The organism is Staphylococcus arlettae, assembly GCF_002902345.1.
Classification (GTDB): domain Bacteria; phylum Bacillota; class Bacilli; order Staphylococcales; family Staphylococcaceae; genus Staphylococcus; species Staphylococcus arlettae.
Genome location: NZ_PPQB01000022.1, coordinates 189,993 through 216,603, shown reverse-complemented (window position 1 = coordinate 216,603; position 26,611 = coordinate 189,993). Strand labels below are relative to the sequence as shown.

The 26,611-nt window shown below is 36.2% G+C and carries 21 protein-coding genes, 1 tRNA gene, 1 riboswitch and 1 other annotated feature (1 of these 24 running past the window's edge); of the genes, 3 read left to right on the top strand and 19 right to left on the bottom strand.

Annotated features, from left to right (window positions below):
- From CD036_RS11150 to hutH, 11 genes are all read right to left on the bottom strand, one after another.
- Positions 1-61, bottom strand: a tRNA-Glu gene (locus CD036_RS11150) (it extends 21 nt beyond the left edge of the window).
- Between the two features lie 508 nt (positions 62-569).
- Positions 570-1,853, bottom strand: a complete 1,284-nt coding sequence (locus tag CD036_RS11145; RefSeq protein WP_103388676.1) for an adenylosuccinate synthase — start codon at positions 1,851-1,853, stop codon at positions 570-572.
- A gap of 291 nt (positions 1,854-2,144) precedes the next feature.
- A complete protein-coding gene (dnaB, locus tag CD036_RS11140; RefSeq protein ID WP_002510626.1) occupies positions 2,145-3,545 on the bottom strand; it encodes a replicative DNA helicase in 1,401 nt (466 codons plus the stop codon).
- 33 nt (positions 3,546-3,578) lie between these two features.
- Positions 3,579-4,025: a 50S ribosomal protein L9 gene (gene rplI, locus CD036_RS11135; protein WP_002510625.1), complete on the bottom strand. Its 447-nt coding sequence runs from the start codon at positions 4,023-4,025 to the stop codon at positions 3,579-3,581.
- Positions 4,022-5,989 (bottom strand): DHH family phosphoesterase, encoded by a 1,968-nt coding sequence (locus tag CD036_RS11130; protein ID WP_103388675.1) that lies wholly within the window; start codon positions 5,987-5,989, stop codon positions 4,022-4,024. Before CD036_RS11130 ends, rplI begins: the two co-directional genes overlap by 4 nt.
- Positions 5,990-6,003: 14 nt before the next feature.
- Positions 6,004-6,930, bottom strand: coding sequence for a YybS family protein (locus CD036_RS11125; protein WP_172604836.1), 927 nt, complete (start codon positions 6,928-6,930; stop codon positions 6,004-6,006).
- Positions 6,931-7,161: 231 nt separating this feature from the next.
- Positions 7,162-8,130, bottom strand: a complete 969-nt coding sequence (metX, locus tag CD036_RS11120; RefSeq protein WP_002510622.1) for a homoserine O-acetyltransferase MetX — start codon at positions 8,128-8,130, stop codon at positions 7,162-7,164.
- A 61-nt stretch (positions 8,131-8,191) separates the two neighbouring features.
- Positions 8,192-8,293, bottom strand: a riboswitch (SAM riboswitch).
- A gap of 122 nt (positions 8,294-8,415) precedes the next feature.
- Positions 8,416-8,745, bottom strand: a complete 330-nt coding sequence (locus tag CD036_RS11115) for an AzlD domain-containing protein (RefSeq protein WP_021459420.1) — start codon at positions 8,743-8,745, stop codon at positions 8,416-8,418.
- Positions 8,742-9,437 carry an AzlC family ABC transporter permease gene (locus CD036_RS11110; protein WP_103388673.1) on the bottom strand — a complete coding sequence of 232 codons (696 nt, stop codon included), beginning with the start codon at positions 9,435-9,437 and terminating at the stop codon, positions 8,742-8,744. The genes CD036_RS11115 and CD036_RS11110 overlap by 4 nt, the downstream gene beginning before the upstream one ends.
- Positions 9,438-9,873: 436 nt before the next feature.
- Positions 9,874-11,160, bottom strand: a complete 1,287-nt coding sequence (gene serS / locus CD036_RS11105; RefSeq protein WP_002510619.1) for a serine--tRNA ligase — start codon at positions 11,158-11,160, stop codon at positions 9,874-9,876.
- A 58-nt stretch (positions 11,161-11,218) separates the two neighbouring features.
- Positions 11,219-11,410 (bottom strand) — a binding site (T-box leader).
- Between the two features lie 68 nt (positions 11,411-11,478).
- The gene (gene hutH / locus CD036_RS11100; protein WP_103388672.1) at positions 11,479-12,981 is read right to left on the bottom strand and encodes a histidine ammonia-lyase; all 1,503 of its coding nucleotides are present in this window, start codon (positions 12,979-12,981) and stop codon (positions 11,479-11,481) included.
- A gap of 309 nt (positions 12,982-13,290) precedes the next feature.
- Here hutH and CD036_RS11095 point away from each other — a divergent pair, with 309 nt between their 5' ends.
- A complete protein-coding gene (locus CD036_RS11095) occupies positions 13,291-14,103 on the top strand; it encodes an NAD(P)H-hydrate dehydratase (RefSeq protein WP_103388671.1) in 813 nt (270 codons plus the stop codon).
- 55 nt (positions 14,104-14,158) lie between these two features.
- Here CD036_RS11095 and chrA read toward each other — a convergent pair whose 3' ends face one another.
- The 8 genes from chrA to dnaA all read right to left on the bottom strand — a co-directional run bounded on the left by chrA (position 14,159) and on the right by dnaA (position 25,126).
- The gene (gene chrA / locus CD036_RS11090; protein ID WP_021459417.1) at positions 14,159-15,313 is read right to left on the bottom strand and encodes a chromate efflux transporter; all 1,155 of its coding nucleotides are present in this window, start codon (positions 15,311-15,313) and stop codon (positions 14,159-14,161) included.
- Positions 15,314-15,325: 12 nt separating this feature from the next.
- The gene (locus CD036_RS11085; RefSeq protein ID WP_002510615.1) at positions 15,326-15,631 is read right to left on the bottom strand and encodes a PadR family transcriptional regulator; all 306 of its coding nucleotides are present in this window, start codon (positions 15,629-15,631) and stop codon (positions 15,326-15,328) included.
- A 214-nt stretch (positions 15,632-15,845) separates the two neighbouring features.
- Entirely contained in the window at positions 15,846-18,521 is a 2,676-nt protein-coding gene (gene gyrA, locus CD036_RS11080; RefSeq protein ID WP_103388670.1) for a DNA gyrase subunit A, read from the bottom strand.
- A gap of 35 nt (positions 18,522-18,556) precedes the next feature.
- Positions 18,557-20,503 carry a DNA topoisomerase (ATP-hydrolyzing) subunit B gene (gyrB, locus tag CD036_RS11075; RefSeq protein ID WP_172604835.1) on the bottom strand — a complete coding sequence of 649 codons (1,947 nt, stop codon included), beginning with the start codon at positions 20,501-20,503 and terminating at the stop codon, positions 18,557-18,559.
- A 12-nt stretch (positions 20,504-20,515) separates the two neighbouring features.
- Positions 20,516-21,631, bottom strand: coding sequence for a DNA replication/repair protein RecF (gene recF, locus CD036_RS11070; RefSeq protein ID WP_103388668.1), 1,116 nt, complete (start codon positions 21,629-21,631; stop codon positions 20,516-20,518).
- The gene (gene yaaA, locus CD036_RS11065; protein WP_002510611.1) at positions 21,628-21,870 is read right to left on the bottom strand and encodes a S4 domain-containing protein YaaA; all 243 of its coding nucleotides are present in this window, start codon (positions 21,868-21,870) and stop codon (positions 21,628-21,630) included. The genes recF and yaaA overlap by 4 nt, the downstream gene beginning before the upstream one ends.
- 526 nt (positions 21,871-22,396) lie before the next feature.
- Positions 22,397-23,527 (bottom strand): DNA polymerase III subunit beta, encoded by a 1,131-nt coding sequence (gene dnaN, locus CD036_RS11060; RefSeq protein WP_103388667.1) that lies wholly within the window; start codon positions 23,525-23,527, stop codon positions 22,397-22,399.
- A gap of 246 nt (positions 23,528-23,773) precedes the next feature.
- Entirely contained in the window at positions 23,774-25,126 is a 1,353-nt protein-coding gene (gene dnaA / locus CD036_RS11055) for a chromosomal replication initiator protein DnaA (RefSeq protein ID WP_103388666.1), read from the bottom strand.
- Between the two features lie 699 nt (positions 25,127-25,825).
- On the opposite strand from dnaA, the gene rpmH reads away from it, so the two are divergent.
- Both rpmH and rnpA read left to right on the top strand, forming a co-directional pair.
- Positions 25,826-25,963 carry a 50S ribosomal protein L34 gene (gene rpmH, locus CD036_RS11050; protein WP_002510608.1) on the top strand — a complete coding sequence of 46 codons (138 nt, stop codon included), beginning with the start codon at positions 25,826-25,828 and terminating at the stop codon, positions 25,961-25,963.
- A 185-nt stretch (positions 25,964-26,148) separates the two neighbouring features.
- Entirely contained in the window at positions 26,149-26,496 is a 348-nt protein-coding gene (gene rnpA / locus CD036_RS11045) for a ribonuclease P protein component (protein ID WP_103388665.1), read from the top strand.
- The last annotated feature ends 115 nt before the right edge of the window (positions 26,497-26,611 follow it).

The window sequence follows — 26,611 nt, the reverse complement described above, 5'->3', positions numbered from 1 at the left end:
GGACTCGAACCCGTGTTACCGCCGTGAAAGGGCGGTGTCTTAACCGCTTGACCAAGGAGCCTCTCTTAAGCACAAAAATAATTATAGCAACTCTTCGTAATGAAGACAAGCTATTTTTTAAATTTTTTTAGTATAATTTTCCTTATTAATTGTATAAAGTGTGAATTCGTTTGATTAACCGCTGTTAGTAGCTAAAAAAACCGTTAACTCGCTTAACAAATAACCTTCAATATAATGCTTTTCTCTGTCGAGCGATACGCAACATAGAGAACGCATTATCTTATAATCTGCATAAACGTTCTATTCACTACTATGCTTACGAACAAGCAACGATTAACGTCTGCACACCATCACTTAATAATTATTACCTGCTACACATAGCAACATTATTGTGCTAACACTAAGTGCGCATTCTAGCTTCTTTTTTACCGTTACTGTATAAAACCCACTGTAATATGTTAGCTGTAAGCCTCTCGGATAGACAACCCGCACAATCACCCTCATTTATAGCACAAAAAAATCCTTATCGACAGACAGAAAACTGTTGTCGATAAGGACTAACTATATTATTACCATAAAGGTGCAATTAAGTTTGTTTGATTACGATCTGGACCTACTGAGAAGATTGAAATGTTAACATTACATAATTCAGAAATACGTTCTAAGTATCTACGTGCGTTATCTGGTAATTCATCTAATGTACGACATTTTGTGACATCTTCTGTCCAACCTGGCAATTCTTCAAAGATAGGTTGGCATCTTTGTAAGTCACTTAAGTTTGCTGGGTACTCAGTAATTTCTTTACCATCTAGCTCATATGCTGTACAAATTTTCACTGTGTCTAAACCTGTTAAGACGTCGATTGAGTTAATAGACAGATCAGTAATACCACTTGCACGACGAGAATGACGTAATACTACAGAGTCAAACCAACCGACACGACGTGGACGTCCTGTTGTTGTACCGTATTCACGACCAACTTCACGGATATGATGACCATCTTCGTCAAAGAGTTCCGTTGGGAATGGACCGTCACCTACACGTGATGTGTAAGCTTTACATACACCGATGACTTTAGACACAAATGTTGGACCTACACCGCCACCTACAGTTACGTTCCCAGCAACTGGATTACTTGATGTAACAAATGGATATGTACCATGGTCAATGTCTAACATTACACCTTGTGCACCTTCGAATAATACTTTTTCTTCTGCAACAAATGCATCATCCAATACTTTAGCTGTATCTGTAACGAATGGTGCTAAGCGTTGTCCAGCTTCATAATAAGTATCGAAAATTTCTTCAAATGTAGGACATTCTTTATCGAACATGCCTTTGAAATACGCTGCTTTATGTTCAAGGTTTTCTTTTAATCTTGTTTCAAACGTTGCTTTGTCTAATAAATCGGCAACACGGATACCAATACGTTGAGCTTTATCCACATATGCAGGACCGATACCTTTTTTCGTTGTGCCTATTTTATTGTCTCCACGGCGCTCTTCTTCATATTCATCTTGTTTTAAATGATAAGGTAAAATAACTTGCGCACGGTTTGAAATACGTAAATTATCTGTAGAGATACCTCTTTCATTTAGTCCATCTAATTCTTTCAATAATGCGACTGGATCTACAACTACACCGTTACCAATAACAGCGAGTTTGTCTTTATAAAAAATACCAGATGGTACTAAGTGTAATTTATAAGTCTCTCCATCGAATTTAATTGTATGACCTGCGTTATTACCACCTGAAAAACGTGCAATAACGTCTGCTTCTTCTGCTAAGAAATCTGTAATTTTACCTTTACCTTCGTCTCCCCATTGTGTCCCAACTACTACGATTGATGACATATGAGCACCTCCAAGTTTTTCTCAATTAACCATTACGTATTCTACCAAGAGATGAGCTATATTGCAAACAAAAATCGAACATTGATTTGACGAAAACACAATGCTATCACTGTATTTTTATTTTCTGATAATTTAGTGTTAATCATTGTCATATCAATGTTTTAAAAGTGTTATAATCAAAAATACAACACATACTTCCATTAAAAATATTGTGAAAATAATAAATAAAAACCGTACATTAAATACATGTATCAGTTTAATGTACGGTAAAAATAATTTTATATTTTTTTCTTATCCCATTTCGGCATGCGCATAATCAATGTCAGTAAATTTATTATATTGCTTCATAAAGTGCAATTTAACGGTACCTGTCGGACCGTTACGCTGTTTGGCAATAATAATTTCTATTTCCCCATTGTCGTCGTTTGTTTGTGGCTCAAAGTTTGTGTCATCATCGTCTTCATCATCTTCGCCACGATTATAATAATCATCACGATATAAGAAAGCGACGATATCCGCATCTTGCTCGATAGACCCTGATTCACGAATATCACTCATCATTGGTCGCTTATCTTGTCGTTGTTCCACACCACGTGATAACTGACTTAACGCGATGACCGGACACTCTAATTCTCTGGCAATTGCTTTCAGTGTACGTGAAATTTCAGAGACTTCTTGTTGACGATTATCTGAAAAGCGAGAGCCACTACCTTGAATTAACTGTAAATAGTCTATCACTATCATATCCAAACCATGCTCTTGTTTCAGTCGACGGCATTTAGATCTTATATCAGTAATACGAATACCTGGCGTATCATCTATAAAGATTTTCGTACGTGATAACTTACCGACAGCAATCGTAAAACGATTCCAGTCTTCTTCAGTCATCGTACCCGTACGCAAACGGTTTGAATCAACATTCCCCGAACTACAAATCATACGTGTAGCTAATTGGTCAGCACCCATCTCGAGCGAGAAAATACCTACTGAATAAATATCTTCATGTGTCGCGACTTTTTGTGCGATATTTAAAGCGAAGGCAGTCTTACCTACCGATGGACGTGCAGCTAAAATAATTAAATCATTACGGTTAAAACCTGCAGTCATTTGGTCTAAATCGCGATATCCTGTTGGTATACCTGGTGTTTGACCACTATTTTGGTCTAGTAACTCTGCATTCTCGTATACGTCTCCTAGCACATCTCGAATATCTTTAAAGCCATCACTTTCACGTGAAGATGATAACTCTAAAATACGACGTTCAGCATCATTTAGAATCGTATCAAGTTCTAATTCATCGTTATAACCATCGTTCGCAATACTATCAGCTGCTTGGATTAATTTACGCTTTGTGGCGTGCTTAAAGACAATTTCAGTATAGTATTGAACGTTACGTGTGGTCGGAACGTTGTTTGTTAATTCTGCTAAATACTGTGGACCACCTGCTTCACTCAATCGGCCTTCTTGCGACAGTTGATCCATAATAGTGACTACATCGATATCTTTATTATCTTCATTTAAGTTCATCATTGCTCTGAAGATATGTTGATGCGCCCCTCTATAAAAGGACTCAGGAAGCAACACTTCCTGAGTAGTATTAATCAATTCTGGATCGATGATAATGGCACCTAAGACAGATTGTTCAGCCTCGTTACTATGTGGCATTTGATTTTGTTCATACATTCCATCCATTTTTCCAATTACACCTCATATCTCAATCCAAAATTATTGTTCAACCGTGTGCACACGAATCGTACCTTCTACTTCTTTGTCTAATTTCACTGGTACATTTGTATAACCTAAAGCATGGATACCATTTGGTAAATCCATTTTACGTTTATCTAATTTAATGTCGTGTTGCGCTTTTAAAGCTTCAGCGATTTGTTTACTACTTACTGAGCCAAACATTTTACCGCCTTCACCCGTTTTTGCAGAAACTTCAACTTCGATGTCTGCTAATTGCGCTTTTAGTTGTTTAGCATCGTCAATTTCTTGTTGTCTCTCCGCTTCAGCAGCTTTATTTTGTTGTTCTAATTGTTTTAAATTTCCAGCTGTTGCTTCGACAGCTAATTTATTTTTAATAAGGTAATTATTTGCATAACCTACTGGTACATCTTTAACTTCGCCTTTTTTACCTTTACCTTTAACGTCTTGTGTGAATATTACTTTCATGCGTCTTCACTCCTACTCATTTGTTCTGTTATTGCTTGTTGTAATTGTGCAATGGCTTCTTCTACGGAAACATCTTTCAGTTGTGTCGCCGCATTAGTTAAATGGCCACCGCCGCCTAATGCTTCCATTGTTAATTGCACATTGACTGCACCTAGAGAGCGGGCAGACATGCCAATTAAGTTTTCTTCTCTACGTGCTACGACATAAGATGCCTCTACACCATCTAAACTTAACAGCTCGTCGGCTGCTTGTGCAACTGTCACCGGATGATAAGTTTTATCGTCTGGACCGTGTGCTATAGCTACACCGTTATCTTGTAATTCGACCGTACGAATTAACTCTGTTCGATTAATGTACGTATCAATATCATCTTTTAAGAAATGTTGCGTTAAGATAGTGTCTGCACCGTGTGCGCGTAAATAACTTGCAGCATCAAACGTACGTGAACCCGTACGTAATGTGAAGTTACGTGTATCGACGATAATACCTGCAAACATGACCGTCGATTCTAAACGTGTTAACCGTTGTTCCGTCGGTTGATACTCTAGCAGCTCTGTGACTAACTCTGCTGTCGAACTAGCATATGGTTCCATATATACTAATAGTGGACTTGAAATAAAGCTTTCTCCACGTCGATGATGGTCAATGACTACTTTACGGTTTGCTTTGTTTAAAATATTTTCATCAATGACCATTTCTGGTTTATGCGTATCAACAACGACTACTGTTGTTTTTGAAGTCATCATATCCCATGCGTCATCCGAATTGATAAAACGATTTTTTAATTCTGGTTTTTCATCAATAGCATCCATAACACGTCGTAGCGTTGGATCAATATCTGAATCATTTAACACGATGTAGGCATCTAAGTTATTCATCATCGCAAAACGTGATACCCCTATAGCAGCGCCAATAGCGTCTAAATCAGGTCGTGTATGACCCATAATAATTACTTTGTCGCCTTCCATTAAGATATCTTTTAAGGCATGTGAAATAACACGTGCTCTTACACGCGTACGTTTTTCCATTGGGTCAGTCTTACCGCCATAGAAACGTACGTTACCGTTCATATTTTTAATAGCGACTTGGTCACCTCCACGGCCTAAGGCTAAATCGAGACCTGACTGTGATAATTCACCTAAGTCAATTAAGTTTTCCGAACCTTCACCGACACCGATACTTAATGTTAATTGCGCACGATAACCTACACTCTTTTCACGTAATTGACTGAGTATATCGAAGTTCGTTTCTTCAATATCATTTAAGATTCGGTGGTTTAAATATGCCACAAATTGATCTGTGCTATAGCGTTTAAAATAAATATCATATTCTGATGCCCAACGACTGATAACGCGTGTCACCATAGAGTTAATTTCAGATCGTTGCGTATCGTTCATATTTTGTGTGATTTCATCATAATTGTCTAAGAATAAAGTCGCAATAATCGGCTTTGATTCTTGATACAGTTCATTCGTATGTACTTCTTCTGTTATGTCAAAGAAATACACTACGTGTTCATCTTCTGAATATCTTACACGATAGTAATATTCATTATCTTGGATTTCAATTTCTTTGGTTTTTTCTAGTTGCTTTAAAATATTAGGATATACTTCATTAATCGGATCAGAAATTACGTTTCTAGCTGAACGCTCTAACATAAACTGGTTCATCCACTCTATGTTTTCATTTTCATCTATTACAATCATACCAATAGGTAAGTGTTTAATAGCAGTATTGCTACCAGCTGATATGTGTCCACTGAGTTCGTCTACATAATTGTCCATCTTGTGCAACGCTTGCCTCACCATTAATGCTGTGAGAATAATAATCACAATTAATATTGCCCCGGCAATACCTGCAATGAGTTGGCTGAAAATAAACCATACTACTACAAGTGCAATTGCCGTGAGCGCCATAATAATAAATGGTAAAACTAACGCTTTCTTAGTGGATTGACGGTTCATTTTTCCACCTCAAATCATTTTTTAATGATACCTTTTAAATTAAATGCTAAATCTATAAAACCGATTAAAACTACAATATGTGTTAATGGTGTTAATATTGTCCCTATAACCATTAATAACACTGTTAATATAGGCGGCATTGACTTAGCTTTGCCGAAGAAATGAATCACACTTAGCCCCTGAATATACATACATAATGATAACACAATTTCAAAATTTAATACGATACTTTGAAATGTACCCGGTTGGACAGCAAACATAACACAAATAAGTACAATTACATACATGAATAGTAATGACTTTCTCATTTGCCATGCAAATAGTGGTTTGAAAATTGGTGTCGCTACTTTAAATTTACGTAAAATTGGAAATGTAATCAGCAAGTTAATCAAGATCAATACAAATGCCGTTACAATAACGTAACTTGGTAGTTGAACTGCCATTTGACGAAAGCTTTCTTCTAACATTTGTTTATAATCGCCTTCGACACCACTACTTGTAATTACAGTATGCATTTGATCTTTTAGTGGTTTCGTTAATGATGCTGCACTAGGAATTTTATTAAATGCTTGTAATAACATAAATGCGACTAACGTTATGATACTGACAAACGTTGTCGTAATATATAAGATACGTTCTTTAGACGTACGTTCGGTTAATAGCTGACCGATGATAAAACTTAACACAAGTATTAAGACCATTACGCTTAATACAAAAACATTTCCTAACAATGTCGTTAGGATTACTGTTATCACAGCCGCTAGACCAAAAGATTCTTTGGATTTCTGCCATAACACGATGCCTGGTATCGTCGCAAAAAGACATAAAACAAGACCAAGCGGCGGTAATATATGCAAGACTAAAGCTACTATAATTAATGCTAAAATACTCAATATAGTTGCTTTAGGTTTTATTTTTGAAAACAAATTCGCCACTCCTATACTTTTTTGACTGTATTACTATTCTAACCTCTTTAAAAGTTTTATACAATTATAGGAAATATATTATAACTGTATTTCTTAAATTCTACTAGAAACGCGACACGTCACTACTTTTTGTAGATTTTCATCTATCACAAAGACACTTTTATACACATAGTTTACTCAAACTCACTGTACACATCAAAATGCCTTAATTTTAGCAGCTTACACACTAAAATTAAGGCATCAGTGTTATTTACGTTTAAATTGCGATACTTTTAAGAAATGATACAAGTTTGGCGCCCAATCATTGAAATTTAATAAGAAGCCATCATGTCCTACATTATCAGGCACAAAGAAATGACGATGATATTTGAAACGCTCCCCTACTGCACGTACTAAATCATCTGGATACAGTAAATCATCAGTAAAGCCCATTGTTAATACTTTTGTTTCTAATGAACTTAGCACCTCGGTAACATCATCTCGACCACGGTCAATATCATGACTATCTAAGACATCCAGCAGTGTTAAGTAACAGTCTAAATCAAAGTTTTTTTTGAATTTGTTTCCTTGATGTCGTTGATATGCAACGACTTGATCTGGTGTAAAGCGTTTATCATAACTTTTAGACGAGCGATACGTTAAAAATCCTAACTGTCGTGCAATGCTGAGACCATCCGTACCACCAAGATGTATCGCTTGGCGTGATATTTCATTAAAAGCTCTACTATATGACGACGTTTTGTCAGTAGCCGCTAAAATAACAGCTTTATTGACTTCAAACTTTCGATTGTACAATAACTCCATAGTCTGCATCCCACCAAGTGAACCACCGATTAATATATCTATCCGGTTATACCCTAGTGCTTCAATACCTACTTCAATTGCACGCACAATGTCTCTTAAAGTTACTGATTTAGGAAAATCTTCATCTATTAATGCTGAACTAGAACCAAATGGACTCCCAATAACATTGAATGTTAAAAACTGATAATCATTGACTGGCATATAACCACCATCGATAATTTCACGCCACCAGCCCGGATCGTCTTCTGTCCCATAAGTAAGATGATTGCCTGTCAATGCATGACAAACTACTACGAGTGGTTGACCTTTATACCCTACGTGTTCATATCTTAATTTTAAATTATTAATCGTTTCTCCCGATTCTGTTGTAAAGGGGCCTAATTCTAATGTATCAACTGTATAATTTGTCATTGTTTTCCTCCTACCAAAAATTAAAAAACCTCTTACCCGATATAAGTAAGAAGTTCTTAATTACTTATCATTCGAATAACACTCGTTGGTTTTAGCACCGTGCTTAACAAGTCGGTTGCTGAAGCGTCATCGGGCCAAGTCCCTTAGCTTCTCAGAATAAGATTTAATTTTATTTAGTATATCGCTATGTCTTTAGACAAATATTGCGTATAAGTATCTCAAAAATCTAAATTTTCTAATTACTTTCATTCTAACGAATAACGTTTACTACTTCAATGCTAAACATCAAAATAATAAACGAATCATCGCCATGACAAAAATACCTGCCAAGATGGTTATAGTTAAACTACGTGTTACTAATGCTACGAGCACAGTGGGAATTATCGTTACTAAAAAAGGAATATTCAAACTATAACCAAAACTCCCACTCTGTTGTTCAATCACACCATCGATAATTAATGCGGTGAATAAAGTAATCGGAATAAATGACAACCACTTAACGACTTGCTCTGAAAGTTGAATCTTCGAAATTACAATAAATGGGATAATACGTGTTAACCATGTTACTAAACCACAAATCACAATAATAATTAACATATGTACTGAAGTAGTCATCGAGTCATCACCACCCCTAAACACGCTGCAATTACGGAAGATAAAATAATTGCTACATAAGTCGGCATGATTAGACTGAATAGCAACATCATGACAAGAACACTAACAATCAATATTAAGTAAATTGAAATATAAGAACGTTGAACCGTCTCAAATTGTGATACTGCTAAGAAAATAAACATGCCAACAATCGCAAAGTCGAGTCCAAAAACATCGGGATTTTGTATGTATTTACCAAAGACCGCACCTACCACACTCGCAAGCGTCCAAAATAAATACGCTGTAATGTTCAGTCCATGCAACCAACAATCATTGATTTTCTCGCCTTTTAAATGTGGTGTGATAGCTACACCAAATGTTTCATCTGTAACTAACGTTGATAAGCCTATACGATTCCACAAGCCATAATTTTTATAACTTGGCGCCAATGTCATACTTAATAAAAACATTCTAGAATTGACGATAAATGTAGTAAGTACGATCGCAGAAATTGGTGTACCAGCGATAACCAAACTACAAATAATAAATTGTGCTGCACCTGCATATATTAATAAACATAACAAGATTATTTCGAGCAAACTAAAACCAGATGCCACAGCTACAATACCAAATGATAAGCCTACACCCGCGTAGCCTAATAATGTAGGAATACATTCTTTCACACCTTGCTTAAACGTCACATGTTCAGTCATTTCATCCCTCCTAAAGCGTAAAATAATAGTAACAGTCTAATATAGAAATAATGGAACATCAATAAGGTTAGACTTAGGTTTGTTTGAGGTTAGACTACCCGAATACTAAAAACCTTCATTTCTCGGACCTTTACTCTTTGTCGTCGAGGAATGCTATTTATTTATTTTTACTCCCCCTACCCTACTAAAGCATGTCATAAATAATTATAAAACATATTTTTTGATTGTGTAATGTTATTTATTTTTGACAAATTTATATAAATTTGTCTTTAAATATTTTTTATTTAGTATTCATTTAACATCTTAGCTTGCTTTATAATTTTGACTAACCCTCTATTATTTTAGACATTCTTATAGACTCCCCTACCCTCTTCTGTCCACACAAAAAAGCACGCCATCATGCTGATTGGCGCGCTTTCACTTTATATCGTTGTGCTTATTGCGTTACTGGACCGATTACTGTTTTGCCACCCATAAATGGTACAAGTGCTTCTGGAATAGTCACTGAACCATCGGCATTTTGATAATTTTCAACGATGGCAGCAAAGGTACGTCCTACTGCTAAACCACTACCATTTAGCGTATGTGCTAATTCTGGTTTTGCTGTTTTATCTCGTTTAAAACGAATGTTAGAACGACGTGCTTGGAAATCTGTAATATTTGAACAAGAACTAATTTCTTTATAGTCATCATAGCTTGGTAACCATACTTCGATATCATACGTTTTACTTGAACCGAAGCCGATATCACCTGTACATAAAATGACGCGACGATATGGTAATTCTAATTCTTCTAAAATAGCTTCCGCATGATTTGTCATTTCTTCTAAAGCAGCCCAAGAATCTTCGGGTTTTTCAAATCTCACCATTTCAACTTTATCGAATTGGTGAAGACGAATTAAGCCACGTGTATCACGTCCAGCTGATCCTGCTTCACTACGATAACATGCTGATTGGGCAGTGAATTTTGCAGGTAACACATCCGGTGCAATGACTTCATTACGGTAATAGTTCGTTAATGGGACTTCTGCTGTTGGAATTGTATATAAGCCTTCTTGCTCTACTTTGAATAAATCTTCTTCGAACTTCGGTAACTGACCTGTACCATACATAGAATCAGCATTCACCAGTTGAGGCACCATCATTTCTGTATAGCCATGTTGAGTTGTATGTTTTGTTACCATGTAATTCATTAACGCACGTTCTAATTGTGCACCTTCACCTGTTAAAAAGACAAAGCGGGCACCAGACACTTTAGCAGCACGTTCGAAATCGACCATTTTTAATTCTTCTACTAAGTCCCAATGTGCTTTTGCTTCGAAGTCAAACGTTCTTGGTGTGCCCCAACGTTTTAATTCCACATTCTCTTCATCTGATGCACCTTCTGGCACATCGTCATGAATAAGATTAGGAATACGAGATAAAGTATCAGTTAATGATTTATCTACTTTAGTTAATTGCTCATCACTTGCTTTAATTTTATCTCCTAAGTCACGCATTTCAGCAATGACATCATCAGCATTTTCTTTATTACGTTTTTTCTGTGCAATCTCTCCACTTACTTTATTACGCTCAGCTTTCATTTGTTCAGCTTCGCCAATCAGTTGGCGGCGTTGTTCATCTAATGCTAATACATCGTCTACAACTTGTGCATCCATGCCTCGTTTAGCAACTTTAGCTTTTACTAAGTCAGGCTCTGTACGGAATAATTTAATATCTAACATCACTCATCTATCCTTCCCATTTATATTTGAATGGACGCAAAAAAGACCACATCCCTGAACAAGGGACGTGGTCTACGCGTTGCCACCCTATTTAACAGTCTAATTAGACTGCACTCTCACTAAAATAACGGTTAAACCGATTGTTCACTCTCGTAGGTAGATTCGTACTAAGACGGATTACTTGTTCACAGCAACCACAAGCTCTCTGAAATCTCGTCATCAATATTACTTAGCCTACAAACAATACTATATTAAGTTAAATTTAATATAGCAAATTACTTAAATCTTTTCAAGCGCGAAACGATTGTCGCGCGTATTTTATTGTTGGTATGAGACATCACGTAAATATTGTGCGACCGCTTCTATATCTTTGTGGAACTGACGATCTTCCGTAATAGACGGTATAATTTGACGGAGTTCATCGTATTTAGCTTTCGTTTTCGGCGATAATTTATCCACATCTTTATGTTCTACTGCTTGTAATGCAATAATACATTCAATTGCAATCACTCGGCGAGAGTTTTCAATCATTTGATAACCATGACGCGAAGCAATAGTTCCCATAGAGACATGGTCTTCTTGGTTAGCTGATGATGGAATTGAATCAACACTTGCTGGGTGTGCCAATGTTTTATTTTCTGACACTAAGCTTGCCGCAGCATATTGCATAATCATAGCGCCACTTTGTAAACCCGGTTGTGGACTTAAAAAAGCAGGTAAGCCATTATTTAGTTGCGGATTTACTAAGCGTTCTAGTCGACGTTCGGCTACATTTCCAAGCTCACTAACACCCAACTTTAAGAAGTCTAACGCAAAGGCTACGGGCTGTCCGTGGAAATTACCACCAGAAATGACTAAAGTTTCATCATCTTCATCAAAAATTAATGGATTGTCATTGGCAGCATTCATTTCACGTTCTAACTGCTCTTTCACATATTGGAATACTTGGAAGCTTGCACCATGTATTTGTGGAATACAGCGTAATGTATAAGCATCTTGGACCCGGATTTCTCCTTGTCGTGTCGTTAACTCAGAACCTTCCAACCAATCTAACATACGTTCAGCTACTGCTGTTTGTTCATCAAAATTACGTACTTTATGTACATGCGCATTATATGCATCTGTAATGCCATTTAATGCTTGATGTGTGAGCGCTGCAATCCACTCTGCCTGATAACCTAAACTTGCCGCTTCAATATAATTAATCACACCTTGTGCCGTCATTGCTTGGGTACCATTAATCAATGCAAGGCCTTCTTTAGCTTGTAATTGTAATGGCTGGCGATCTAATTGTTGTAACACATGTCTACTATCTACTTCTTCCCCTTGATAATACACAGAGCCTTCACCAATTAAAGCCAGTGCTAAATGTGACAACGGTGCTAAATCACCTGATGCGCCTAATGATCCTTGTTGTGGGATTACTGGGATAATACGTTGATTAATATAAAATACTAGTTGTTCTACTAATGCGACGGTCGCACCAGAGTGTCCTTTTAATAAAGTATTTAAACGTAATATCATCATTACTAATGAGACTTCTTCTGAAAATGGTTGACCCACGCCACAGGCATGAGAACGAATTAAATTCGTTTGTAATTGCTCGTATTCACCTTCATCTATACGGACATCACTAAATAAGCCAAAGCCAGTCGTAATACCGTATATTGTTTTTTTGTTGTTAATAATACCTTCTACAATAGCACGGCTCTGTTTTACACGTGCTAGTGCCTCTTCTGTAATTACTACTGTGTCCTTATTATTTAAGAAATGTTTAATATCGGCAATCGTTAATCGTTCACCGGTTAATGCTAATGTCATGTTCCCATCTCCTCTCAAAATACATCGATACTCACACAGAGTATACGCTTACATTTATAGGAGGACAATAGCTTTTGCAATACTCGTAATATGGTATTAAATTACTAATTTAATAGGATAAAGTACAAAATTTTGACATGCCATAAATTTAACTAAAAATGTCTAATTTTTACTGTTGACTTAACTGCTTTGCAGGTATATTATTTTCTATTGTATTTAAAAAATTCTTACTAACAAACACACTTATAAACACTTAATATTGTGTGATTGATATAGCGTAAATATAAAGTGAGAAAAGGAGGTTTCACAGTGGAAACATTAGCATCTGTAAACATACCTAAACGAGAAGATGACACACATAAAGGCGATTATGGGAAAATTCTGCTAATTGGTGGCAATGCCAATTTAGGTGGAGCAATTATTTTAGCTGCACGTGCTTGTGTTTATAGTGGCAGTGGCCTTATTACTGTCGCAACACATCCAAATAATCATGCAGCATTACATTCACGTTGCCCTGAAGCAATGGTGATTGATATTAATGATACAAAAATGTTAACTAAGATGATTGAAGCAACAGATTGTATTCTCATCGGACCTGGTCTAGGTTGTGATTTTAAAGGTAATAATGCTATTACTTTTTTACTGCAAAATATTCAGCCACATCAAAAATTAATCGTGGATGGTGATGCTATAACAATTTTCAGTAAATTGAAACCAGACTTACCAACGTGTAATGTCGTCTTTACACCACATCAAAAAGAGTGGGAACGATTAAGTGGTATACCTATCGACGAACAAACTTATGAACGTAACCGTGAAGCGGCAGACCGTCTTAATGGTACGATTGTCTTAAAAATGCATGGCACAGAAATCTATTTTAAAGATAATGAGTATAAACTACCTATCGGCACGCCAGCAATGGCAACGGGTGGTATGGGTGATACTTTAGCTGGTATGATAACGAGTTTTGTAGGTCAATTCGATAATATGAAACATGCAGTAACGAGTGCGACTTATACACATAGCTATATAGGTGAATCATTATCAGAAACAATGTATGTAGTACCACCATCTAAATTAATTAGTGAAATACCTTATGCTATGAAAACATTAGAACAATAAAATTACCCCCTTGCTTAACTTCTTACATAGATGCTAAGCAAGGGGTTTCTCGTTGTTAATATAAAATAACACCAGCAATTATTCCTAAGAGTACAATACACCATGACGGCACTTTGCAATATGCTAATAATACAAATAGAATTGCAGCAATTACAAAATCTAGTTGAGACTTAATTGTAGAAGTTATGATGGGATCATACAGTGCTGCAATTAAAATACCTACAACTCCTGCACTAACCGCTTTTAACATAGCTTGTGCATAACGATTAGACTGAACATGTTCCCAAAAAGGTAAGACACCTACTAATAATAAAAATGCAGGTAGAAAGATTGCTATAGTTGCAACAATACCTCCTGTAACACCAGACATCACTGTTCCTATATAAGATGCAAAAGTAAACAATGGTCCAGGCACTGCTTGTGCTAACGCGTAACCTGTTAAGAAATCAGTCGTACTAATCATTTCAGTCGCCACAAAGGATTGTTCTAATAACGGTAAGACGACATGACCTCCACCAAATACTAATGCTCCTGAACGGTAAAAAGCATCAATCATCGCTATCCATTGAGAAGTCGACGCATAGTTCGCAATAGGCAAACAAATTAATAATATAAAAAACATAATCAGTGCGCTAGCGCCAACTTTCTTCGGTATATTAAAGATTTTCACCATTTTTTGAGCATTATGGTGAGTTCTAAATAATACTAGACCTGCTATAGCTACAATAATCAATGCGGCTAATTGCGACAGTGAATGACTTATTAAGACACTTATAATTAATGTAAACAAGGCGAGTAACTTCGTTTTGACGTCTGGTACTAGCTTGGTAGCCATACCTAAAATAGCATTTAACACAACGGCAACAGCTACCAATTTCAAACCATGCGTCCATGTTAAATTATCACTGTATGACAATAAAAATAGCGCACACAGCATCAAGACAATGACAGAGGGTAAAGTGAAGCCAAGAAATGAAATGACGCCTCCTAATAGACCTCCTTTAGCCACCCCGATACCAAAGCCAACTTGACTACTTGCCGGTCCGGGTAGGAATTGACATAGTGCCACTAAATTAGTGTACTGGCTTTCTGTCAACCATTGCCTCCGCTTAACGTATTCATCATAAAAATAACCTAAATGTGCAGTTGGGCCACCGAATGATGTTAAGCCCAATCGTAGTGATACTAACAATATCTCTAAAAATTTCATATGCTTTCCTCCTTACCACACTTCTCGAGTTAATTCTTGCAATTTTTGCTGACTTTTTCTTAACATAGTACGTCCATAATCTGTAATAGTATATTGCTTTCGCTGTTTACCTTCGACAACTATTTTCTCACTGTGCAATAAACCTTCTGCTTCCATATTATGTAACATTGGATACAACGTCCCAGCACTCATTGAATAACCATGCGTTCTTAATTCTTCTATCATCCAACTCCCATATATAGGATGTTCATGCGCATGATGTAAAATATGAATATAAATAAATCCAAGAAACATACGGCGTTCTAATTTGGATTCCATTGGAACACTCCTTTCCTAATATCGTTTTTCGATATCGAAATTCGCTTCTATTTTAACATGAAATAAATTCTGTGTACGGACATTTACACAATCTTTATAAACTGTAATATTAACGATTCTTAAGAGGGTAACCCGTCTCACTATAATAGAACAAAAAAACAGACTACACGTTACTGTGTAGTCTGTTTGCTATATTAATCAATTAAGTTAACGATTAAGATTCTGAATCATCATTATCTGCGTTATCTATATCTTCATTTACACGATCCATAAAGTCTTGACGTAATGCTTTTGGCTCATCATCTGATGGCGCTTCTGCATTGTCATCACTATCTGTTTCAGTGTGAATAGCGTTACCTGGTGCATCATCAGCAATGACTTGTTCCGAATTATCACCTGTCTCTGTAGCTGATGTTGCTTCTTCTGTTTCTACTGCTTCAGACGCTTCGTCTTCCTCGTCGACTTTTGCTACTGTAGAAACGAATTGTTCGTCTGATAATTTAATTAATCGTACACCTTGTGCCGCACGACCATTTTGTGAAATATCCTGTACATCAATACGGATAATCACACCAGAATTTGTTACAACCATTAAGTCTTCTTCACCTGTCACTGTCGTGATACACACAATGTTACCATTTTTCTCTGTAATAGTGGCTGTCTTAATACCTTTACCACCACGGTTAGATAAACGGTAGTCATTAACTGGTGTACGTTTACCGTAACCATTTTCAGTCACAACGAGTACTTCATCATCACTGGCATCATCAGCAACATCTAAGCCAACAACTTGGTCGCCTTCACGTAAAGTGATACCTTTCACACCTGATGCTGTACGTCCTAATGGGCGTAGAGATGTTTCATGGAATCGGATTAATGATGCATGTGCTGTACCGATTAAGATATCTTGCTCACCATCTGTTAAACGGACTGCAATCAGTTCATCGTCATTTTTAAAGCCAATGGCAATTTTACCGTTTTTATTAATGTGTGAGAAGTTACTTAATGCTGAACGTTTGACGATACCTTTTTTCGTTGCAAAGACTAAGAAATCATCTTCACTTTCTAAGTCTTTCACAGCAATCATCGTACTAATATTTTCGTCATTATCTAATTCGATAGCATTGACGACTGGAATACCTTTAGACTGACGTGACAGTTCCGGTACTTCGTAACCTTTAAGTTTGTAGACACGACCTTTATTCGTAAAGAATAGGACGTGATCATGTGTACTTAATGTTACCAATTGACTGACAAAGTCTTCTTCCAGTGTATTCATACCTTGGACGCCACGGCCACCACGGTGTTGCGCACGATATGTAGACGCAGGTAAACGTTTAATGTAGTTGTTGTGACTTAACGTAATGACAATTTGTTCTTCTGGAATTAAATCTTCGTCTTCAATATTATCGAAGCCACCTAACTGAATTTCCGTTAAACGATCATCACCAAAGCGCTCACGAATATCAATTAATTCATCACGCACTATTTGTAAGAGCTTTTCTTCATCTGCTAAGATTTCTTGTAATTCTTTAATATAAGCAACAAGCTCATTGTACTCATCTTCAATTTTGTCACGTTCTAAACCAGTTAAACGTCTTAAACGCATATCCAAAATCGCTTGTGCTTGACGTTCACTTAATTCAAAGCGTTCTTGCAAGCTTGCCATCGCGACTTTATCTGTTTCAGATTCACGGATAGTTGTAATAATCTCATCAATATGATCTAGTGCTATACGTAAACCTTCAAGAATATGCGCACGATCTTGTGCTTTCTTCAAGTTATATTCCGTACGACGACGTACGACCACTTTTTGATGTTCTAAATATTCAACTAATGCTTCTTTTAAAGTAATCAGTCTTGGACGACCATTAACTAAGGCAATCATATTCACACCAAATGATGTTTGTAGCGGTGTTTGTTTATATAAGTTATTTAAAATAACACTTGCGTTTGCATCTTTGCGGATATCAATAACAACTCTAACACCTGTACGTAAACTTGTTTCATCACGTAAATCAGTAATGCCGTCAATTTTTTTATCACGTGCTAATTCCGCAATTTTTTCAATCATACGTGCTTTATTCACTTGGTAAGGTACTTCTGTGACCACGATACGTTGACGGCCACCACCTCGTTCTTCTATTTCAGCACGTGCACGCATTTGAATGGAACCACGACCTGTTTCATAAGCACGACGTATGCCACTTTTTCCCATAATTAATGCTCCTGTTGGGAAATCTGGTCCTTGAATGTCTTCCATTAATTCCGCAATTGTAGCATCTGGGTTATGACTTACTTTTAATACACCGTTAATCACTTCTGTAAGATTGTGTGGTGGAATATTAGTAGCCATACCTACTGCAATACCAGACGCACCGTTCACTAGTAAGTTAGGGAATCTTGCAGGTAAGACTGCCGGTTCTCTTTCATTACCATCATAGTTATCTATAAAATCAATCGTATCTTTATTGATATCTCGTAATAACTCTAACGTAATTTTAGACATACGCGCCTCTGTATAACGCATCGCTGCAGCTCCATCGCCGTCCATAGAACCAAAGTTACCCTGACCGTCGACTAATGGATATCGATAGCTGAAATCCTGTGCCATTCTTACCATTGCTTCGTAAATAGATGAGTCACCGTGTGGGTGATATTTACCCATAACATCCCCAACAATACGTGCAGATTTTTTATATGACTTATCCGGTGTCATACCTTGCTCATTTAAGCCATATAAGATACGTCGATGTACAGGTTTTAAACCATCTCTAACATCTGGTAAGGCACGTGAAACAATTACACTCATCGCATAATCTAGAAATGATTCTCGCATCTCATTTGTTATATTTCGTTCATTAATTCTTGATTCAGGTACTTCAGCCATCAAGATATCCTCCTTCAAAATTCAGTTCATTGTAATTAGAAATCTAAGGTCGCATACACTGCGTTGTCTTCAATAAACTGTCTACGGTTTTCCACAACGTCTCCCATTAACATTTCGAATGTTTGGTCTGCACTAATCGCGTCTTCTAATGTTACTTGTAACATTGAACGATTTTCTGGATTCATCGTAGTTTCCCACAATTGATCCGCATTCATTTCACCAAGTCCTTTATAACGTGCAATAGACCATTTTGGTGTCGGTTCTAACTCTGCTTTAAGTTTGTCTAACTCTCGCTCATTAAAGACATAATATTTTTGCTTGCCTTGTGTCAGTTTGAATAATGGTGGTTGTGCAATATACACATAACCCGCTTCAATTAACGGTCTCATAAAGCGATAGAAGAACGTCAATAACAAGGTTCTAATATGCGCACCGTCTACATCGGCATCGGTCATAATAATAATCTTGTGATAGCGTGCTTTGCTTAAATCAAATTCGCCACCAATTCCGGTACCAAATGCTGTGACCATAGAACGGATTTCATTGTTATTTAAAATTCTGTCTAAACGTGCTTTTTCCACATTTAAAATCTTACCACGTAGCGGTAAAATTGCTTGTGTTTCAGAATCACGGCCAGATTTTGTAGACCCTCCGGCAGAGTCACCCTCTACGATGAAGATTTCACTCTTTTCAGGATCCTTACTTGAACAATCTGCCAGTTTACCTGGTAAACTTGATACTTCTAATGCCGATTTACGGCGTGTCACTTCACGTGCTTTTTTCGCAGCAATACGCGCGCGTGATGCCATAATTCCTTTTTCGACAATGACACGAGCCACATTTGGATTCTCATATAAGAAACGTTCAAATAATTCGGCGAACAACTTATCCACTACTTGACGTACTTCGGAGTTGCCTAATTTTGTTTTCGTTTGTCCTTCGAACTGAGGATCTCCATGCTTGATAGATACGACGGCAGTCAAACCTTCACGTGTATCTTCACCTGATAGTCTGTCTTTGTCTTCTTTAATAATTTTACTCTTTATTCCGTAACTGTTTAACACACGTGACAACGCACGTTTGAAACCATCTTCATGCGTGCCGCCTTCATATGTGTGAATATTATTCGCATATGTTAATAAGTTAGTTGCAAAGCCACTATTGTATTGCAATGCAATTTCCACTTCGATTTCATCTTTAGATTCATGTACATAAATCGGTTCTTCATGTAACGGTTCTTTATTTTCATTTAGCATTTCAACATAAGACTTAATACCGCCTTCATAGAAGTAATTGTCTTCTCTGAAAGAGCCATCTTCTAATGTTTCACGCTCATCTCTTAATGTGATGGAGATACCTTTATTTAAGAATGCCAACTCTCTGATACGTTGCTCTAAAGTCTCGTAATTGTATGTTGTTGTTTCAGTAAAGATTGTAGAGTCTGCTTTAAAGCGAATTGCTGTACCTGTTGTGTCACCGTCTGTTTCGCCAATGACTTTCAAATCAAACTGAGGTATTCCGCGTTTGTATGCTTGGTGGTGTATTTTATTATCTAAGTATACATAGACTTCTAAATCTTCGGATAAAGCATTAACTACAGACGAACCTACACCATGTAGACCACCTGATACTTTATAACCGCCACCGCCGAATTTACCGCCGGCATGTAGTACAGTTAAAATAACTTCAACGGCAGGACGTCCCATTTTTTCTTGAATATCAACAGGAATTCCACGACCATTATCTGTTACTTTTATCCAATTATCTTTTTCAATTACTACTTGGATCTCATCTGCATAACCTGCGAGTGCTTCGTCGATACTGTTATCAACAATTTCCCACACAAGGTGGTGTAAACCTTTTTCTGAAGTTGAGCCGATATACATACCTGGTCTTTTTCGAACCGCTTCTAGACCTTCTAAAACCTGAATCTGTTCAGCACCATAATTTTCCGTGTTGTTCACGTCTGACAATGCGTCCACCTTCACTTTCTGTTACTTAATAATTTTGCCTTGATTAATACGATAGAGCTTGGCATTCGTCATTATTTCATGATCGATACCGTCTACGGACGTTGTTGTCACAAACGTCTGTACTTTATGTTGAATCGTACTTAATAAATGCGTCTGTCGTGAATCATCTAATTCACTCAAGACATCATCCAGAAGTAAAATGGGATACTCCCCTACTTCGATATTCATTAATTCTATTTCGGCAAGCTTAATCGATAATGCCGTCGTTCGTTGTTGGCCCTGTGAGCCATAAGTTTGTGCATCCATGTCATTAACATCGAAACCTAAATCATCTCTATGTGGACCGAATAAACAAACACCTCGATCTTTCTCACGTTCCATATTGTCATTTAACGTTGTTAAGACTTCCTCAAGTAGGACCGCTTCATCCTGCTCAATATCTGAGAGCTTAATACTGGGAACATAGCGCAACGATAAAGCTTCACGGTCTTCAGTGATACCTGCATGAATGGGTTGTGCTAAAGTTTCCAATTCTTTGATAAAATGTTGACGCCGTATCGTAACTTTAAGCGCATATTCAGCGAATTGTTGGTTTAACACTTCTAACATTGTGGCATCTGTCTTTTGACCATATTGCAATTGCTTTAAATAATTATTCTTTTGTTTTAAGATACGTTGATACTGTGCTAAATCATTTAAATACACTGCCGATATTTGTCCAAGTTCCATGTCAATAAAGCGTCGTCTGATTTGAGGTGAGCCTTTCACTATATTTAAATCTTCAGGTGCAAATAACACCACATTTAAATGACCAACGTATTGCGTTAGCCGACTTTGTTCTAAGTGATTGATTTTGACTTGCTTACCCTTTTTAGTGACATACATTGTAAGTGGCATTTCACCATATCTGTAACTTAATTCTCCCTCTATTTTAGCATAGTCACGGTCAAAACGAATCAATTCTCTGTCGTTTGATGTGCGATGGCTTTTCGCTAATGCTAATGTATAAATAGATTCGAGAAGATTAGTCTTCCCTTGTGCATTTTCCCCAATTAGGATATTGACGTCAGGATGACAATCTAAGGCAATTGCCTCATAGTTACGATAGTTTTCTAATTGGAGTGTCTTGAGTTTCATTCTTCACCTTGATGCAAAATCACAAATGAACCCACTTCAGGTATTTCTGGTATCTCAATTGTGTCACGATGGCTTAACTTTTTACCACGGCGTGTTTCACGCGTATTGTTTAACAATACTTCAAACTCATTTAAGAACCATTTCGCTTGCCCGCCAGATTCGATAATACCTTCCGTCTTTAGAAATTGTCCTAATGTGATGTCGCCATCTACAACTACTTCTTCAACCAAACCAATCACTCCATTTCTATATAGGTCATCTATTTATTATACCTTTTTTCACGAAAAATTTCATGTAAAACAAGGGTGAAAACGTTTACTTATAGTGAATTTTTTTCATAGCTTATTTAATTGCGATTTTCACCACAATACAAACGCTGTGACTGCTACTTAATACGGTTTATAACAACTAAAAATAAGCACCTTGTTTTGTAGAATTATGTACTTTGTTAGTAACATGATTATCCCAATAGTTATGTATCATGCTATTTCAAAGGTGACTACAATATTAATTATAGCCTGTATTGCATTTTAAATACTCTATTTGCTTATTGTATCTAATTCTAGAGGAAAACCCAACTTTATTCCTAATTCCTTATATAAAGCTTATGAGTAGCTTTAAAATGCATATGGCTATCACAGTTGTAACTTTAGTGTGTTAGCCATTAACTAAGAGCACAATGTTATCCACAAGTTAGGCAGCTTTGAGACGCAAAAAAAGCACTTCAAAGCGCAACTTCGAAGTGCAAATCAGTGCTATAGATTCTTAGTATGTTCTGATTGGCAAAATTAATTGCGTTACAGAATCATCGTCTTTTGGTTTTAAAATAAATGGTTTCATTGTTCCAAAGAATTCGACTTCTACTTCATCATTATCAATGGCTTTTAATGCGTCCATCATATATTTTGAGTTGAATGATATTTTCAAGTTGCCACCTTCAACATCACTTGCTTCTACTTCTTCTTTCACCGTACCAATTTCTGGTGATGTTGATGATAATTCTACTAATTCATTACCCGTACTTAGTTTAATAACGTTATTACCACCTTCACGTGCTAATAATGACGCACGATCAATAGCATGATAAAAATCACCGTTGTTAATGCCTAATTTTATTTCGTAGTTTTCAGGGAACAAACGTGATGTGTCTGGATAATGCCCTTCTAATAGACGTGAAATAAAGTTGACATTGCCGACTTTAAATAACACTTGGTTAGACGCAAAGAAAATATCAATATCTTCATCGCTGTCACTCATGATCTTATTTAATTCTGATAATGCTTTACCAGGAATGATGACATTTTTGTTTTCACAATCATCTTCTAAACCAACTTTTCTTACAGCCAAGCGGTGTGAGTCAGTTGCTGTGCATATTAATTCATTTTCTTGTATAAGCCAGTTTACACCAGTAAGTACCGGGCGTGTTTCTGAGGTGGACACTGCAAAGTTTGTTTGCGCAATAATGTTTTTCAATACTTTTACCGATAATTGAATTGCATCATCACGGGACACTTCTGGTAATAATGGATATTGATCTGAATCTAAACCACTCAAATTAAATTCAGAATGACCTGATGTAATAAGTGTTTGGAATTGATCATTTGTAGATAATTTAACTTCTTTACCTGGAAGTTTTTTAATTATATCAACAAAGAAACGACCAGGGAGTACAACTGAACCTGTTTCAGATATCGTAACTATGTCTTCACCATCTACTTGTTTGGGAATAGTGATTTCGATAGATATTTCTGAGTCAGAACCTGTTAGTATCACTTCGTTGTCTTTAGCATCAATTTTTATACCTGTAAGTATAGGTAATGTTGTTCTTGGGGAGATGGCTTTTAAAGTGTCATTTAATTGATTTATAAAATAATCTCTTCTAATTGTGAATTCCATCTGTAATTTAAACTCCTTCCAGTCGTTTATATATAAATTATATATGTTTTAAAACCGTAGTAATAGTAGTAGGGCCTGTGAATTAGTGGATAACACGGAAAATGCTACTGTTGCCAAGTTTTTAATGGTGTGGATAACTTGTGCACTGTGTGTATTACTTTTACACATTATCCACAATTAACTATTTTTTCCACATTGTACTATTCCTCAAATTTACTACTTTCAATCTGTTATAACACAGTTTTTTTAAGGATTACGAATTTCTTTTTCTAAGTTTTCTACTTCTTGTTTAAATGTTGGATCATTTTTTATATCAGTACTAATTTTTTCATGAGCGTGAATGACAGTTGTATGATCACGGCCACCGAATTCTTCACCGATTTTTGGTAATGAAAAATCCGTTAATTCTCTGGATAAATACATAGCGATTTGACGTGGATATGCGATAGATTTAGTACGTTTCTTCGCACTAAAGTCCTCGATACGCACACTATAATATTCGCCTACAACTTTTTGAATATCTTGGATTGTAATTTTTTTCGATTTTGGTGCTTGTATAATATCTTTTAAAGCTGCAGCCGTCAGTTCAGTAGTAATAGGCTGCCCTTGTAGTTTTGAAAATGCAAGCACACGCGTAAGTGCGCCTTCTAATTCACGAATGTTTGATTGAATTTGATTCGCAATATAAGTTAAAGCTTCGATTGGAATATCTAAATTCTCTTCTTCAATTTTCTTTTGCAAAATTGCCATTCGTGTTTCATAGTCAGGAGGCGTAATATCAACGATTAAGCCCCATTCGAAGCGTGAACGTAAACGGTCTTCTAACTTAGCGATTTCCTTCGGTGGACGATCACTTGAAATAACAATTTGCTTATTAGCTTGATGTAATTCATTGAACGTATGGAAAAACTCTTCTTGTGTTTGTTCTTTATTTTGAATGAATTGTATATCATCAATCAATAAAATATCGATGCTGCGGTATTTCTCTCGGAATTGTTCCCCTTTATTATCACGAATTGATTTAATAAATTCATTCGTGAATTTTTCACTAGAAGTATAAATGACTTTGGCGTCGGGTTTATTGGCTAACACATAATGACCAATAGCATGCATAAGATGCGTTTTTCCTAATCCTACACCACCATAAATAAATAGTGGATTATAAGCTTGGGCTGGTGCTTCAGCTACGGCAAGGCTTGCTGCATGAGGGAATCTATTGCCCGGCCCAATTACGAAAGTATCAAATGTATTATGCGTATTGAATTGTTCTCCATTCACTTCAGCTACATTCGTACTTGATTCATCAAGTGCCTTTGTTGGTTCTGGTTCACTCTGCGTTTGGAGATTTTCAAGTTGATCCTCTGAGTAAAATACAGGTGTAATTTCATGGCCAATAGCTTTATATAATAAGGATTCGATAATTTGAGCATAATGCGTTTTCAACCAATCGGCAACAAACGGATTATCGGTAATTACTATGGCTTCATTGTTTCGTAATGAATAAAGTTTGGTATCTTTTAGAAAAGTTTTATAACTTACTTCACTAATTTCTTCTTGAGCTAGCGTAAGTACTTTTTCCCAGATTTCTTGTTCTGACATATTAACTACTCCATCTTTCACTAAAATTTTTGACTTATACACAAAAATAACACATGTGAATAACTATAATCACAGGGTGTTAATAATTATCCACAAGTTAATAACAATCAGTGGATAACTTAGATTAATTTCATTGTTATACACAGCATTTTTCGGTAAATCTACTAAATGCAACCCTTTATGTATCAATAATTAGCTGACTTATCCACATAATTATACGTTTTAACAGGTTAAGATGTCAAATGACTGTGAATATGTTTGTAAATCTGCGAATGGGTTGTGAATATAGATAATATTATCCACAATTTTGAACAAATAAACTGTGTATAAGTGGATAAGTTGCGAAGTTTTTAATTATAACAGAAAAAAGGCATTTTGGGGAGTTGGGAAATAATTTATATGAATTGTATGGAAAATGTATAATGATGTTCGTCTTTTGAATTGCTAGTAAAATCGGAGGCATATTGTTCGGATTTGGCGCCAATTACATAATAAGAAAGTCAAATAAATTTCATATTTCTTCACTATATGAGTAAATTGGTGCTTGCTTTATAAATTAGAATTTGTTATATTTTAGTAGTTGCTTGAATTATGACTAGAAAATAATTGAGTTAAATCAAGACTTATTAGCAGAAACGTATACTAAAATTTATCTATATAATCGTTTAGATAACTGAATAAAGATGGAGGTGTTTTTGCATGGTAAAACGTACTTATCAACCAAATAAACGTAAACATAGTAAAGTTCATGGTTTCAGAAAACGCATGAGCACTAGCAATGGCCGCAAAGTTCTAGCGCGTCGTCGTCGTAAAGGCCGTAAAGTTTTATCTGCATAAGATCACTGACTCATCAGTGGTCTTTTTTTTGGTTTTAAATCACTTTTTGGAGACGTAAAGTTAATTGTAATGTTAAACAATCTTAATGATTTGAAGCTGATAGCAATACACATTAAAATTAACCATTATATAGAAGAAATACGTCTGGATGAGGAAATGGATAACAGATAGGCGAGTGATATGACGTGGAGAAACAGTACCGCATTAAAAAAAATAAAGATTTTCAATTTGTTTATAAAAAAGGTAAATCAGTGGCAAACAGACAGTTTGTTGTTTATACCAAACCGAATAAAACATTAACGCATTTTAGATTAGGGATAAGCGTATCTAAGAAAATTGGTAATGCCGTCGTTAGAAATCGAATTAAGCGTGGCGTTAGAGAAACGTTTAAAGTACATAAAGACGATATTATAGCAACAGAAATTATTGTTATCGCGAGGCAACCTGCCAAAGATATGTCAGCACTGCAAATTCAAGCAAGTTTGGAACACGTCTTAAAAATTGCGAAAGTATTCAATAAGCGTATTCGATAGGGTAGGGGAAGGTAATATTTAGACGTACGTTAGCCTTACCTCAGACAAACGGAAGACTGAATTGTGAAAAATGTAATACAAGATGTTAGCTTTTTCAGCTCAAAGTCTTTACAAT